Annotated in this window: 11 protein-coding genes and 1 pseudogene; 1 reads left to right on the top strand and 11 read right to left on the bottom strand. The window is 63.9% G+C overall.

What is annotated here, in order from left to right:
* Positions 1–42 precede the first annotated feature (42 nt).
* Positions 43–213, top strand: a complete 171-nt coding sequence (locus tag ACPW74_RS13620) for a hypothetical protein (protein ID WP_164882955.1) — start codon at positions 43–45, stop codon at positions 211–213.
* 83 nt (positions 214–296) lie between these two features.
* Here ACPW74_RS13620 and ACPW74_RS13615 read toward each other — a convergent pair whose 3' ends face one another.
* The 11 genes and pseudogenes from ACPW74_RS13615 to rimO all read right to left on the bottom strand — a co-directional run bounded on the left by ACPW74_RS13615 (position 297) and on the right by rimO (position 14,786).
* Complete coding sequence (locus tag ACPW74_RS13615; RefSeq protein ID WP_039040524.1) at positions 297–647, bottom strand: MGMT family protein; 351 nt, start codon at positions 645–647, stop codon at positions 297–299.
* A 66-nt stretch (positions 648–713) separates the two neighbouring features.
* Positions 714–2,267 carry a methyl-accepting chemotaxis protein gene (locus ACPW74_RS13610; RefSeq protein ID WP_103243539.1) on the bottom strand — a complete coding sequence of 518 codons (1,554 nt, stop codon included), beginning with the start codon at positions 2,265–2,267 and terminating at the stop codon, positions 714–716.
* Between the two features lie 192 nt (positions 2,268–2,459).
* A pseudogene (locus ACPW74_RS13605) lies at positions 2,460–4,314 on the bottom strand (beta-N-acetylhexosaminidase).
* 67 nt (positions 4,315–4,381) lie between these two features.
* Positions 4,382–5,254, bottom strand: a complete 873-nt coding sequence (locus ACPW74_RS13600) for a BadF/BadG/BcrA/BcrD ATPase family protein (protein WP_319892697.1) — start codon at positions 5,252–5,254, stop codon at positions 4,382–4,384.
* 104 nt (positions 5,255–5,358) lie between these two features.
* Positions 5,359–7,086, bottom strand: a complete 1,728-nt coding sequence (locus tag ACPW74_RS13595; RefSeq protein ID WP_182958911.1) for a glycoside hydrolase family 9 protein — start codon at positions 7,084–7,086, stop codon at positions 5,359–5,361.
* Between the two features lie 107 nt (positions 7,087–7,193).
* Positions 7,194–8,192: an ABC transporter ATP-binding protein gene (locus ACPW74_RS13590; protein ID WP_039040529.1), complete on the bottom strand. Its 999-nt coding sequence runs from the start codon at positions 8,190–8,192 to the stop codon at positions 7,194–7,196.
* 11 nt (positions 8,193–8,203) lie between these two features.
* Positions 8,204–9,226, bottom strand: coding sequence for an ABC transporter ATP-binding protein (locus ACPW74_RS13585; RefSeq protein WP_201984775.1), 1,023 nt, complete (start codon positions 9,224–9,226; stop codon positions 8,204–8,206).
* Positions 9,223–10,128, bottom strand: a complete 906-nt coding sequence (locus tag ACPW74_RS13580; RefSeq protein ID WP_203762713.1) for an ABC transporter permease — start codon at positions 10,126–10,128, stop codon at positions 9,223–9,225. Before ACPW74_RS13580 ends, ACPW74_RS13585 begins: the two co-directional genes overlap by 4 nt.
* Before the next feature lies 1 nt (position 10,129).
* Positions 10,130–11,113: an ABC transporter permease gene (locus ACPW74_RS13575; protein ID WP_010673905.1), complete on the bottom strand. Its 984-nt coding sequence runs from the start codon at positions 11,111–11,113 to the stop codon at positions 10,130–10,132.
* Positions 11,114–11,230: 117 nt separating this feature from the next.
* Positions 11,231–12,913, bottom strand: a complete 1,683-nt coding sequence (locus ACPW74_RS13570; protein WP_010673906.1) for an ABC transporter substrate-binding protein — start codon at positions 12,911–12,913, stop codon at positions 11,231–11,233.
* Between the two features lie 544 nt (positions 12,914–13,457).
* On the bottom strand, positions 13,458–14,786 hold the full coding sequence (gene rimO / locus ACPW74_RS13565) for a 30S ribosomal protein S12 methylthiotransferase RimO (protein ID WP_041215595.1): 1,329 nt from the start codon (positions 14,784–14,786) through the stop codon (positions 13,458–13,460).
* Between the last annotated feature and the right edge of the window lie 264 nt (positions 14,787–15,050).

Below are 15,050 nucleotides of genomic sequence, written 5' to 3'. Positions count from 1 at the left end.
TGGAATGGCTGCATGGATGGCAGCGCAAGACAGGGAGTTGTCATGGAGATACATGAAATCCGGCCGGGCATGACCTGCCTGACCCGTGAAGGGACAGCCTATGTGCTGGAGGTGGACAGACAGAGTCTGCTGGTGCTCTTGCAACGGGAGGATGAGACCATCCCGGTACAGGTGCGCAGCGATGACATTCTGGGGCCCATTGCCGGCGACTAGGGAAGAGAACGTGACGTAGGGCGACCACAGAGGCCCTCCCTTTGTTGCAAGAGCCCCCATCCCTTCGGGGCGTGCCAGCCTCGTCAGAAGGGAACCAGAAAGAGCAGCTCGGCCAGGTCGGGCTGCCACTGCCACTCCCGCATCCTGACCCGCCCGCCAATCACGGGCACCCCCTCCTCCTGCAGCAGCCCCGCTTGCTTGTCAAAGCCTGCGGATCCTTTTGGCAGCGAAATGGTGCCTGCCGCCCCCAGCACCCGGTGCCAGGGCAGCACCTTGTCGGTCTCCCGCAAGACTTTTCCCACCAGTCGTGCCCGTCCGGGCAGGCCCGCGAGATCCGCCACCTGGCCGTAGCTCACCACGCGGCCGGGGGGGATCAGGGCGAGGATCGCCTCGATGCGGGCCGTCTTGTCCAGAGGGGGCGCGTTCGTTCTCATGATGATGGCTCGTCAAAAACAACAGAAGCGCCATTGTGGCGCTTCTGTCATGGGGCTTGCAATCTGTCAGCCGAAGGTCTGGCTCAGTCCCCTGAGCTCGCGGGCCCGCCTGAGCAGCTCCTGGCTGGAGTCGTCCACCGCCTGGATCTTCTGGCTGTTGGCGCGGGAGTATTCGGAGATCTGGTGGATGTTGCGGCTGATCTCCTCCACCACCACCTGCTGCTGCTCCGCGGCGGCGGCGATCTGGGTGGAGAATTCGGTCACCTGATCGATTTCCCCCAGCACCAGGTGCAGGTTGCCTGATCCCTGGCGGGTCATCTCGACACATTCCCGTGTCTGGGCCAGGTTGTCCTGCATCATGCCCTGCCAGCGTTCCAGGGTGTGCTGGATCTGGCTGATGCTGCCCTGGATCTGCTCGGTCGCCTTGTGGGTACGGGTCGACAGGGTGCGCACCTCGTCCGCCACCACCGCAAAGCCGCGCCCTTGCTCGCCGGCACGGGCGGCCTCGATGGCGGCGTTGAGGGCCAGCAGGTTGGTCTGCTCGGCGATGCCCTGGATTTCACCCATCACGCTGCCAATGCGCTCCGACTCGCTGGCGAGCTCCACCGCGGAGTGGAAGGCCTGCTCCGCCTGGCTGGCCAGCCTGGTCATCTGCTGCTGGGTCTGGTCCAGCTGTTCCACCGTGCTCTGGCAACTGCTGCGTGCCTCGGTCACCTGGCCGTTGGTGTCCTGGATATTGCGGGCAATCTCGTGTGCGGTGCTGGCCATCTGGGTCATGGCGGCCGCCATCTGCTGGGTCTGGGCATCCTGCTCGTTGATGTCGAGGAAGGCGCGGTGTGAGGAGTCCTGCAGATCGGTTGCCAGGGCCTGAAGCGGATGGGTGGCATCGTCGACCCGCCCCAGCACGGTGCGGATCCGGGCCTGCAGCATCTTCAGGTGAAAATCGGCGATGGCACCCGGGGCATCCCCCGAATAGACCAGCCGGGTCAGGCTGTCATATTGCTGACCGAGCTGCCTGAGATAGCGGGGCAAGGCGATGAGCTCGCGCCAGTAGGCGCCCGCAATGACGAGTGGGGGGAGCAGCATCAGCAGCGCGGTGAGGGGGCCCTGGGTGAGGGCGGCCCAGACCAGCAGCGCCAGCAGCGGCAGGCCGAGCATCAGCGGCCTGAAACGGCGCAGCGAGGGGCGGGCCGGGGTGCCCCGTTGCTCGGCCGAAAGCAGGGCCCGATAGGCCTGGGCGGCAGCCTGCTTGAGCTGGGGGTCGGGCTTGCAGCGCACCGACTGGTAGCCGCTTATCTTGCCGTGCTCGTAGATGGGGGTGACGTAGGCGTCGACCCAGTAATAGCGGCCATCCTTGCAGCGGTTTTTCACCACTCCCCGCCAGGGGTTGCCCTCCTTGAGGCGATCCCAGAGATCGGCGAAGGCGGCCTTGGGCATGTCGGGGTGGCGAACCAGGTTGTGGTTGTGGCCGACCAGTTCATCGACCTGGTAACCGGCGATGCGGCAGAAGGCGGGGTTGGCGTAGGTAATGACGCCGCGCAGATCCGTGGTGGAGACGAGTTGCACGTCGGCGGGAAATTCCACTTCACTGTCCACGACCTGGGCGTGTTTGCGGGCCATAAGGGTAAGCTCCGATCTGTTTGCTGATTGTTATTGTGGCGGAACCGCAGGGAGATGCATCCCCTGTCTGGTTTCATCGGGGGCCTTATTTTGCCAACAAAGGCAGATGAAAAGTAGGGGCTAGGTTGGGTTTTTGTTGTTGATGGGTAAAAAAACGGCGACCAAAAGGTCGCCGAAAAGAAAAAGATAACACTACCTCTGTGGCACCCGGTAACGCACTTGCAACTGGTCGAGGATGTGCAGCTGGCCGGGCAGACGGGCGACGAAGTGCTCCCACACCTTGCGGGCGGGAGTGCTCCAGGCCACCTCTGCCGTGGCCAGCATGCGCGGGAACAACATGTAGTCGAGACGATCGCGAGAGGTGATCAGTTCCGACCACAAGGGGCTCAGCACCCCCAGGATGTTATCGTTGGCATGGAAATCGGCCGGGGCAGGATCGCATGCATGCACCTGCGCCAGGTTGAGGGTACCCGCCCAGTAGAGTCCCGGCTCGTGGATGTCCTGACTCCAGGCGAGATCCAGATAGAGGTGCTGGGCAGGCGCCATCACCACGGGGTAACCGGATGCGGCGGCATCCAGGCCGGCCTGGAAGCTGGTCCAGGCGAAGACGGTGGCCTCCCGGCTCACCTTGTCACCGTGCAGTATCTCTTCCCACCCCAGCATCTGTTTGCCCTTGCCAGCCAGGTAGTGCTGGCAGTGGCGCAGCAGGTGCCCCTGCAGCTCGCGGCAATCCTGATACCCCTGCTCGGCCATCAGCTGCTGGCAGGCGGGACTGTCGGTCCAGACGCCGGTGGGCACTTCGTCCCCCCCCATGTGAACCTGACTCCCTGGGAAGAGATCGCACACCTCGTCCATCACGGCGTCCAGGAATCGATAGGTGCCGGGCAGGGCCGGGTTAAGCACGTTGTCGTCGAAATATTGCACCGAGAGGTAGCGGGAGCGGTCTGCCTCTTCCACCAGCAGCTCGGGCAGCGCCTTGATGGCGGCGTGACAGTGCCCCGGGATGTCTATTTCCGGAATGATGGTGATGCCAAGCCCGGCGGCGTAGGCGACCAGCTCGCGCACCTCGCTCTGGGTGTAGTAACCGCCATAAGGGTCGGGGCCGCCGCTCAGCTGGGGCCCCACCGCCAGGCCATGGCCGCGCCAGGCACCCACGGCGGTCAGCTGGGGGAAGGCCTTGATCTCAAGGCGCCACCCCTCGTCATCGGTGAGGTGCCAGTGGAAGCGGTTGAACTTGTAGAGGCTCATCTGCTTGAGCAGGCGCTTGAGGGTGGCGATGGAGTGGAAGTGGCGGGCACAGTCGAGGAAGATGCCGCGAAAACCGAAGCGCGGTGCATCCCGCACCGTCAGGCAGGGCAGGCTCTCTCCGTGTTGCAGCGCCCACTGGGTCAGGCTCACCAGCCCGTGGCGCCAGCCCGCCTCGCCGGCGGCCCGGATGACGATCTCCTCAGGGGTGATGGTGAGCTCATACCCCTCGGGGGGAAGTGTCGCCTCGACGAGGTGGATCTCCGCATCATGATCCTGGGTCAGGGCCAGGCCTGTCAGCTCGTTGAAATGGGCTAGCAGGGAGGCGAGGGGAACGGGGCCGTCGACGTGGGCCCGCTCGGCCAGCCGGAAGTTGCCTTCTGTATAAATCAGGTGGGCGGGCTGGGGCACGAGGCCGTTGACGGCCTCCATGTGGCAGGTCGGGGCCCGGGGAGGGCGGGTTGGTCAGGCCAAGGTCTTCCCCCTCCAGCACCAGGGGTTGCAGCTGTCCCTTGCTCTCCAGGCTCAGGAAGAAACCCTTGGGCATATCGGAGTCATGCTTGAGCGGGGTGTTGCGACAGCAGAAGCGCAGCTCGCTCACCCCCTCGTGGGGCACCATGACCTTGTAACTGCCGCTCTGGCGCTCCAGAGCGCCCCCTTCGATCGAGTGGGGATCGATCTGGCGGGCGAGGCAGAAATGGAGTTTCCAGGGGGCTGCTGGCAGTTGGCTCAGGGTGAAGCGAAACCAGACATCGTCACCGTCACGGTGATCGACCCGGGTGTGGATCAGGGGTGCGGACATGGGAATTCCTCTGATGGGGTGAAGGAAACGGGAACCTGTCCCGCAGGTGTTGTCGGCCCGGCAAGGCTCAGGGATGCAGACATGGCAGCGCCTCCGTCCTGGCAAACAGGATGGCCCCCTCCAGCGCGTCGCGCTTGGGGGCGACCAGATGGAAGTGGCCCAGACGGGGGGCGAGGCGCGTGCCGATGCCGCCCAGCAGGGCGATCCGGTCTGCCCCGAGCTGGGTCATGCCCTCCAGCAGCATGCCGAGCTGGGCACAGGTCTCATCCAGCAGGGCGGTGGCGAGCTCGTCCCCGTCGCTCGCGGCATCGAACACCCAGGGGGCGAAGCGGCCATAGTCGGCCGGGATGGCGCGCGCAGCCCAGCGCACCACCTCGGCCTGATCCCGCTTGAAGTGATCCATCAGGCGCACCGCCAGGGTGCTGGGTGGCAGGATGCCGTCGTGGCAGAGCAGGGATTGCTGGATGGCGCGCAGCCCGAGCCAGGCGCCGCTGCCGAGATCCGAGACGGGGAATCCGCGACCCGAGCAGGTGCGAAGGCGTCCCTCCCGGTAGATGAGCCCCGCCGAGCCGGTGCCCGCGATCAGGATGGCCCCCTCCTGGCCGTCGAAGGCGCCGAGGCAGGCACCAAAGGCATCGGAGGTGAGCTTCACCCGCGCAAACGGGAAGGGCATGGTCAGCATGGCGTGGTAGCAGTCGGCGAGCTCGGCGGAGGCGAGTGCGAGCCCGACTCCCATCCGCTGTTCGCTCTCCCTGGGCAGACCCGCGTCGATGCGGGCTTGATCGATGGCAGCCAGCACATGGCCGTGGGCGAGGGCGATGCCCAGCTCCAGATTGGAGCCGGCGGCGCGCCCCTCGCTGAGCAGCTTGCCTGCGTTGTTGCGAATGCGGGCCCGGGTGTGGGTGCCGCCGCCGTCCACCCCGACCCAGAACTCAATCATGGTGGCCTCCCTGCGCGCTTTGCCAGGTGATGGCCAGGGTAAACCTGGCTGGCGGTATGGAGGATCCAGGGCTCTCCCCGGTGCGAGTGATGTGTGAACCGCTCTCAATCATGGTGGCCTCCTTGTGCGCTCTGCCAGGTGATGGCCAGGGCGAACCAGGCGGCGTGCGGGATCCATTGCTCCCCCCAGCGCCAGTTCTGATCCAGCCGATCCTTGTACGCCTCTGGAATAAAGGCCACGTCATTTTCGTCATTGAAGCCGGCGGTGATGCCGTTGCAGATCCCCCCCTGCGCATTGGGGTAGCCAGCGGTGTATTCCGGGTTGTTGATGCCCTGACCCGCCAGCATGCAGGCGTTGAAGGGGTTTTTCCCCAGGATCCAGTCGAGCTGCTGCTGGCCGAAGGTGCGCAGCAGTGCGCTCTGCCCGGGCAGGTGCTGTGCGGCAGCAAACGCCATGGTGGCGAGCGATGCCAGCCGGGCGTTCTCCCCCTGCCACCAGTAACCGGATTCGTTGTGGTGGGGCATGAAAAAGCTCACCCGGGGCGCCTCATCGACCCCTTTCACATACTGGCGGGCGAGGGCGAAGGGATTGCCTGCCCGGGCCGCGAGGGCCAGCTCGGCCGCCAGGGCCTGCTCGGCGACGGTCCGGGCCGCCCACTGGCGCGCCGGATCCGGCTCGATGGCGAGATACTCCAGCAGCGCCAGTACCGGCAGGCCCGCCTCGGCGGCGTGGTAGTAGGGGCGAGAGCCATCGTCGTTGGCGGCCCAATGGTGGCCGAGATCGGGGTGGGCGCGCTGGCGGGCGCACAGCCGGCCAGCCCGATCCCGCGCTTCGGCGAGCCACTCGGCGCCCAGCGTTCTGGTGAGCTCGACCGCCGCCAGCAGGGCGCAATAGTCGTCGATGATGTTCTCGACCCCGTCGTCCAGGTAGGCGAGGTTGTGCTCGCGCAGGTGCAGGTAGCCGCGTCTGGCCGCTTCGGCGTACTGGCTTGTGTCAAGGTCGTCGCCACTCGGTTCCCGGGCGGCGCGGGCCAGGGCGGCGATGGTCATGCCGCCCCCCTGGCGAAAACCCGCCTGCCAGCGGGCGGACTTGATCCCCTGCTGGGTCGCATAGGCGCACAGCTCCCGCTGTTCGGGATCCTTGCTCCACTTGTCGAACAGGGTCATGTAGAAGAAGCCGCTCTCGTCCTGCATCCGGCAGAGAAAATCCGCCCCGTGCAACCCCTCGTCATTGAGCCGTTTGCACAGGTTCACCCCGTCGATGTCGCGACGTGTCGCCAGGAGTTCCCGGCACTTGAGCAGGGACCAGACCACCATGGGGGTCTGCTGGGGATTGAGGTAGTTGGCGTAGGAGAGGTGACTCAGGTACTTGCTCATGTCGCCGCTGGCGTCGAACCAGCCGCCATGTACGTCCCGGCGCTGATCGGTGCCAAACAGGCGTGCCCTGCGGTCGGCCCGGTCGAAGGTACCGCTGGCGCGTTGTCCCTTGAAGTAGTGGATGACATCGGAGAGGCAGCGGCGCGCCAGCAGCCCCCGGCCGATGGCAAAGGGGGGGGAGCGCACCAGATGCTCCTGCGCTCCCGTGGTCACGACGGCCTCCAGCCGGTAGTGGCCGGGCTCGGTGAAGGCGGAGAAATCGGCCCGCCAGTAGTGGCGCCCCTGCCAGCCGGGGACGCTCCCCGCTGCCACCAGCGGCGTCTCCAGCAAAAGGTGGTCGTCCTCCTGGCGCAGCAACCTGACGTGGCCGCGGATATCGAGGTCGGCGCCGCACTGCAGCAGGGCGCTCTTCTCCCCGTCACATTCGTAACCCACCTGGTTGATCAAAAGTTCCATCAAGGTCTTACTCCGAAGGCTCGCCCCTGGCGGGCGAGGCTCATTGCGGGGCCTTGCGGCCCCGACGCGAGGCATGGCCGGGCGACGGCGCCCGGCCGCGGGCCTGCTTACCCCTGTTCGTGGAGGTAGCAGCGCACGAAGTGGTTGTCGGCGAGACGGGTCACCGGCGGCAGGCTCTCCTTGCAGCGGGGCATGGCCTGATGGCAGCGCCCGGCAAAGGGACAACCACGGGATTCCGGGGTCCAGAGCGGGATCTCCCCCTTGCGGCCTCCCTCCAGCTCGGCGTGGATGCTCTTCTCGGGGTCCGGCACCGCCGAGATGAGCAACTGGGTGTAGGGGTGCTGGGGGTGGTGCAGGATCTCGTCCACCTCTCCCCACTCCACCATGTGACCCACGTACATCACCGCCAGATCTTCCGCCACGTAGCGGGCGGTGGCGATGTCGTGGGTGATGTAGAGCATGGAGACGCCGAGCTCGTTCTTCATCTGCTCCATCAGGTTGAGGATGCCGATGCGAATGGAGACGTCGAGCATGGAGGTGGGTTCGTCCGCCAGCACCACTTCCGCCTCCACCGCCAGGTTGCGGGCGATGTTGACCCGCTGGCGCTGGCCGCCGGAGAGCTGGTGCGGGTACTTGGCCGCGGTCGCCTTGGCGGGGGTCAGCCCCACCTTTTCAAGGAGGCCATAGACCATGTCGGGCAGATCCCGCTTGTCGCTCACCTTGCTGTGCAGCAGCAGGGGACGGGCGATGTGGTGGTAGATGGTATGGGTCGGATTAAGTGAGCCGAACGGATCCTGCCACACCATCTGCACGCTCTGGCGATAGTCCAGCAGGGCGGTGCCCTTGTTGAACTCCTCCAGGTCGCGGCCACGGTAGAGGATGCGGCCGTTGGAGAGCTTGTACATCTTGGCGATGATCTTGGCGATGGTGCTCTTGCCGGAGCCGGATTCCCCCACCACTGCCAGGGCGCGGCCCCGGTGCAGGTTGAAGGTGATGTCGGACAGCGCCCGCATCTTGCCGCTCTTAATGGCGTTGGAGTTGACGGCGAAGTCCTTGTAGAGGTGCTGGACCTCGATGATGGGCGCGTCGGTTTGGGCGATTTGCATGACAGACATCCTTAACAGCCAGCGGCCTTGTCCAGATGGATCGGAAGATCCGGTTGTTCCTCTGCTGCCTCATGAAGGTGGCAGGCAGCCTGTTGGCCGGGCCGGATCTCGGCCAGCCGGGTGTATTCCTGGCGGCAGCGCGCGTGCACCTTGGCGCAGCGTGCCTGGAAGCGGCAGCCCACTGGCACCTCCAGCAGATTGAGTGGGCTGCCAGGGATCCCCTCCAGCACGGTCTTGGGCCCGTGCAGGGGGGGGAAGGAGTTGCCAAGGCCCCGAGTGTAGGGGTGCAGAGGCGCGGTCAGGATCGCCTTGGCCGGCGCCACTTCCACCAGTTCCCCCGCGTACATGATGCCGATGCGATCGCAGAACTCGACCATGAGTGAGAGGTCGTGGGTGATGAAGAGGATGGAGAAGTTGAACTTCTCTTTCAGGGCATAGACCTTCTGCAAAATCTCCCGCTGCACCACCACATCGAGCGCCGTGGTGGGCTCGTCCATGATGAGCAGCTCGGGGTTGAGGGCCATGGCGATGGCGATCACCAGCCGCTGGCGCATGCCGCCGGAGAACTGGTGCGGGTAGTCCTTGAGCCGGCTCGGGTGAATGTCGACGATCTCCAGCAGCTCCTGGGCGCGCTTGATCGCTTCATAGCGGGTCATGCCGGGGTTGTGGGCCAAGAGCACGTCGCAGAACTGCTCCTCCATGCGCAGCACGGGGTTGAGCGCATTCATGGCGGACTGGAACACCACGCTCGCCTGGCGCCAGCGGTAGCTGCGCAGTCGCTCGTCGTCGAAGCCGAGGATGTTCTCTCCCTTGAACAGGATCTCGCCGCCGCTGATGTAGGCGGGCGGCTTGTGCAGCCTAGCCACCGAGAAGGCGACCGTGGACTTGCCGCAGCCGGACTCGCCGGCGAGGCCGAACACCTCACCCGGCATGATGTCAAAACTGACCGAATTGACGGCGCGCACGTCGCCGCTCTCGGTGATGTAGTCGACGCAGAGCAGGCGCACCGACAGCAGGGGTTGTTGCATGGTCATGCTGTCTTCTCCTGAGCTGTGATGGGAGTGGCAAGCTGCTTCCAGCGACGCAGGCCCTTGTGGGAACGAAGCTGCGGGTTGGCGATTTCGTCGATGGCGAAGTTGAGCATGGCCAGACCCGCCCCCAGGGTGGCGATGGCGAAGCAGGGGGCCAGGATCTCCCACCAGGCGCCCACCAGGATGGCGCTCGAGGTCTGGGCGTTGTAGAGCATGATGCCCCAGCTCACGACGGTGGGGTCGCCAAGGCCCAGGAACTCCAGGGTCGCCTCGGTGACAATGGCGTAGATGATGGATCCGATGAAGCTCACCCCGATGATGGAGATGAGGTTCGGCAGTATCTCCACCAGGATGATGCGCCAGGCCGGTTCACCCAGCACCTCGGCGGCGATGACGAACTCTTTCTCCCGCAGGGCCAGGGTCTGGGCGCGGATCACCCGGGCGCCATAGGCCCAGGAGGTAAAGCCGATGATGAGGGCGATCACCGTCGGTGACGCCTCCCCGATAAAGCTTGCCAGCACCAGCAACAGGGGGAGGTTCGGGATCACCAGCACCACGTTCATCAGGAAGGTGAGGCACTCGTCCACCACGCCGCCGAAGTAGCCGGCGGTGATGCCCACCGTGATGGCCAGGGCGCACACCAGCAGGCCTGCCCCGAAGCCCACCATCAGGGAGATGCGGGCGCCGTTGGTGAACTGGGCCCAGAGATCGTGGCCCATGCGGTTGGAACCCATCACCAGCTCCATGCTGGGGGGCTGGTGGGGGCGGGCGACCCGCTTGGTGGGTTCGTTGCTGGCGAGCAGCGGGGCGAACAGGGCCATCAGCACGAAGGTGACCACGATGGCGAGGCCGAAGGCGGCCTTCTTGTTACCCAGCAGGATTTTCAAGATAGTCGGCATACGCATCTTATTTGCCTCCTGTACGCAGACGGGGATCCAGGAAGACGTAGAGCACGTCCGCCAGGAAATTGAAGCTGAGCATGGTGATGGTCATGATGAGCAGTTGCCCCTGGATGAGGGGGTAGTCACGGGCCAGGATGCCCTGATAGAGGGTCAGTCCCAGGCCGGGGTAGTTGAAGATCACCTCGGTGATGAGGGATCCGCCGATGACGAAACCGAGTGCCATGGAGAGGGCTGTAACGCTCGGCAGCACGGCGTTGCGGGCGCCGTAGTTGAAGATCACCCGGTTGCTGGAGAGCCCCTTGGCCTTGGCCATGGTGATGTAGTCCTCGCCCAGGAGGTTGATCATGTTGTTGCGCATGGTGATGAGAAAGCCCCCTACCTGCACCGCGGCCAGGGTGCCCACCGGCATGATGGCGTGCAGCAGGATGCTCTTGATGTGTTCCCAGCCAAAATCGGCGGGGATCTCGGGGCTGTAGGCGTAGCCGATGGGCAGCCAGCCGAGGCTCACTCCGAACAGGAAGAGGGCGAGCAGAGAGACCACCACGGGGGGGATGGCCTGCATCACCAGGGTGAGCGGGGAGAGGATGCTGTCCATGCGTCCGCCCCGGTACCAGGCGGCGAAGATGCCGACGATGGAGCCGATGGAGAAGCTCAGAATGGTGGAGGTGCCCACCAGGAACAGGGTCCAGCCGATGGCGCGGCCGAGGACGTCGGCAACCGGTTGGGGGTAGTAGCGCACCGAGGTGCCGAGATCCCAGGTGAAGACGCTCTTCACATAGGTGAGAAACTGGGTGCCGATGGGGCCGTCCACGAAACCGAAGGTGGCTTTGAGGGCTTCCAGCGCGGCGGGTTCCATCATGGCGCCGGCCCGGGCAAACATGACGGAGACGGGGTCCCCCGGCATGGCTCTGGGTAGCAGGAAGTTGATGGTGGCGGCCACCAGGAAGGCGACCAGATAGAAGGAGAAGCGTCTAAGTATAAATCCCATGGTGATACCTTTTACTGCAAGCCTGCCCCGCGCCGGGCAAAGCTCCCCCAACCCCGGCAGGTGCGGGGGATGGAAGACATGGCGGGGAAGAGGGCCCCCCGCAGGGGGCCGGGGTGATTAGCTGTTTGGCTTGAGTGACAGCACGTGCAGCAGACGCTCCGGAGTGTCCGGGTGAACCTGCGGCTTGGCGACCGGGTTGTCGGCACTGAACCAGCCATTGAAGCGCTTGGTGCTGTATTCGTACCAGGTCGGGTTGTTGAACACCGGGATGATGGTCTGGTTGGCCCCGACACGCTCCTGGATGGCGAACATGATCTCCTTCTGCTTGGCCGCATCGGCGGTCTGGGTGAAGTCGTCAATCAGCTTGTCGAGCTCGGGATCCTTGTAGCGGGGCGCCGCGAAGCGGTTGCCGCGCTCACCCATGTTGCGGGAGTGGAAAGCGGTCTCGAAGTACTTGTGCGGGTTGGCACCGGCAAAGTAACCCTGCAGGGCGACGTCGAAGTCACCGGTGATCAGGGACTCGGTCCAGACGGTGGCTTCCGGGGTGGCGGTCTTGGCGTTCAGGCCCAGGGCCTGCAGGCCTTCGACCCCGATCTGGACGGTGTTGACCCAGTCGGTCCAGCCGTTCGGTACCAGCACCTTGAACTCGATCTTCTTGCAGCTCGGGGTGTCGAGGAACTTGTCGCCGTCACAGTCCTTGTAGCCCGCCTGTTTCAGCAGGGCCTTGGCCCCTTCCAGGTCGAACTTGTTGTACTTGCCGTACTTCTTCTCGACGTCCGGGTTGTCCCAGGAGGCGAATGCCTTGCCAAGCCCTGACGGGTACTCGTTGACGGTGGGGTAGCCGTAGCCCGCGATGTCCACCATGGACTGGCGGTCCATGGCCATGGAGAAGGCGCGGCGGAAGTTGATGTCGTTGAAGGCTTCGTGGTTGCCCGGGTTCTTGCTCTGGAAGTTGACGTTGAACGCCACTGTGCCGGAGGCGGGGAACCAGTACTTGTTGTTCTTGGGATCGTTGCCGACGTAGAGGCGCTCGATGTCCGGCACGAAGGAGCCGAACCAATCCACGTCACCCTTCATCACGGCGGCCAGTACCTGGTCGTTGGTGGCCATTTGCGGCATGCGCAGGCAGTCGATGGAGAGGCTGGCGTTGTCCCAGTAGTGCGGGTTGCGGCACTGGGTGTAAAGCTGGGCGGAGAAGTTGTCCACTTCGGTGAAGGGACCGGTCCCGACCGGCTTGTCGTTGGTGAAGGCCACCGGGTCTTTCACCGACTTCCACTGATGCTCCGGCACGATGGGCACCAGCACCAGGTCGTTCACCACGTTGGTGTTGATCTCGGCCAGGTCGAATTTGACCTTGTGGTCACCCAGCTTCTCGACACCCTTGATCTGGGTCCAGATGGAGCGCTCGTCCAGCGCCTTGTTGGCCTTGACCAGGTTGAAGGAGAAGAGGATGTCGTCGGCGGTGAAGGCTTCACCATCGGACCACTTGACCCCTTCGCGCAGGTCGAAGGTGACGGATTTCAGATCATCGCTGAAGGCGTAGTGGGTGGCCAGACGATAGACGGGTTTGCCACCCTGCATATCGTTGAAGATCACCAGCGGCTCATAGATGAAGTGACGGGTGGTGTGGAGCAGACCCGCTTGCAGGAAGGGGTTGAAGTTCTTGACCCATGCGGTTTCCTGCTGGGCAACCAGGGTCAGCACCGTCTTGTTGTCGGCGGCCATGGCTGTACCGGTGGCACCGGCAAGCAGAGTTCCCAGCATGACTGAGGTTGCGATTTTGGATACTTTGGCAAGCATATTTTTTCCTTTCTTATTGGTCTTCCATGGTTTTGGAATGGAGCACCGACATCGCATGCTTGGATACCGGCCCTCGCTGTTGGTCAGGTTTTGCACCCTTGTAGTTGTGTCGTCCAACGCCCTTAGAAAAGCAGAATTAACAGGAAAACAACAACTCTTCATTTCGTCGATATCGTAAAAATTGCACGGCGCACGTCATTATCGTCAAAATGCATTTTAAATCCTTTTAAATTATAAAGTTGCATTAATTCTCACAAAGTAAAAAGTCACCTTGCCACTCCCTGTTACAACGATAATGTGAGCTGGATCGTGCTCGTTTTTTCCCCGTTGACACGGCTTATTTTTGCGCAGGAAACAAGCGGCTCATGTGGCAGGAGAGAAGTGTGCGCTGGTTCACGGGCGCGTGCGAAAAGGGGGAGGGGAGGGAGATCGGTGATGAGGGGCGGGACAGGGGATGACAGGGGGCATGCAAGAGCCTGACGGGCGGCGGACATTAAAAAAGCCAGTCGGTGAGACCGACTGGCTTTGAGGGGGAGTGGCGTGATTATTCCACCAGGCTGGCCCAGAGGTCGTACTCGTCCGCTTCGTCGATGCGGACCTTGACCATGTCGCCGGGCTTGAGGCCGGTTTCACCGTTCAGGTAGACCAGGCCGTCGATCTCGGGGGCATCGGCGGCGGAGCGGCCGGTGGCGCCCTCTTCGTCCACCTCGTCGATCAGCACCAGCATCTCTTTGCCCACTTTACGGGCCAGCTTGCGGATGGAGACCTGCTGTTGCAGCTCCATGAAGCGCTGGAAGCGTTCTTCCTGCACCTCGGCCGGCACCGGATCCGGCAGCTCGTTGGCCTTGGCACCCTCGACCGGGCTGTATTTGAAGCAGCCAACTCTGTCCAGTTCCGCCTTGTCGATGAAGTCCAGCAGCATCTGGAACTCTTCCTCGGTCTCGCCGGGGAAGCCGACGATGAAGGTGGAGCGCAGGGTGATCTCGGGGCAGATCTCGCGCCACTTCTGGATCCGCTCCAGGGTGCGCTCGACGGAGCCGGGGCGCTTCATCAATTTGAGGATGCGCGGGCTGGCGTGCTGCAGCGGGATGTCGAGGTAGGGGAGGATCTTGCCGTCGCGCATCAGGGGGATGACGTCATCCACGTGCGGGTACGGGTAGACGTAGTGCAGGCGCACCCACATGCCGAGCTTGGCCAGCTCTTCGCACAGGGCCACCATGCTGGTCTTGACCGGCATGCCGTCGTAGAAACCGGTGCGGTGCTTGACGTCCACGCCGTAGGCGGAGGTGTCCTGGGAGATCACCAGGATCTCCTTCACGCCAGCCTCTTTCAGGCGCTTGGCCTCGGCCAGCACTTCGCCGATGGGACGGCTCACCAGATCCCCGCGCATGGAGGGGATGATGCAGAAGGTGCAGCGGTGGTTGCAGCCTTCGGAAATCTTGAGATAGGCGTAGTGGCGCGGGGTCAGCTTGACGCCGTGGGCCGGCACCAGGCTGGTGAAGGGGTTGTGGGTGGGTTTTTCCACGTATTTGTGGACGTGGCCCAGCACCTCTTCATAGGCGTGGGGACCTGTGATCTCGAGCACCTTGGGGTGGATCTCGCGGATCTGGTTCTCTTTGGCACCCAGGCAGCCGGTGACGATCACCTTGCCGTTCTCGGCCAGGGCTTCACCGATGGCTTCCAGGGACTCCTGCACCGCGCTGTCGATGAAGCCGCAGGTGTTGACCACCACCAGCTCCGCATCGTCATAGCTGGGCACCACGTCGTACCCTTCGGTACGCAGCTGGGTCAGGATGCGTTCGGAATCGACCAGGTTTTTGGGGCAACCCAAGGAGACGAATCCTACTTTGGGGGCCTGTTTTGTGTTGGACATCGCTCAATCACTCTTAGGTGGCTCTTATTCAAGGGCGCGGATTTTACCGGAATGGCTAACCAAAAACTATACAGCCGACACGTCGGAAGCGAACAATCTCTTTGCCCGGGGACGCGGGGTGGGGCGGGCGTGACATGACCACGGGCAGGGAGGGGGCCGTCGCCAGTGCGGGCGGGATCACGATCCCTGTGCGCCGTCACCATTTGGCAGGAGGGGCAAAACGGGTGTCACTATACTCCCAACAGGCCTATCAGAAGGATGTGC

This window comes from Aeromonas sp. INTO2, assembly GCF_049860605.1.
Taxonomy (GTDB): domain Bacteria; phylum Pseudomonadota; class Gammaproteobacteria; order Enterobacterales; family Aeromonadaceae; genus Aeromonas; species Aeromonas caviae.
The sequence above is the reverse complement of the archived record's forward strand: the minus strand, read 5'-3'. Positions and strand labels throughout refer to the sequence as shown.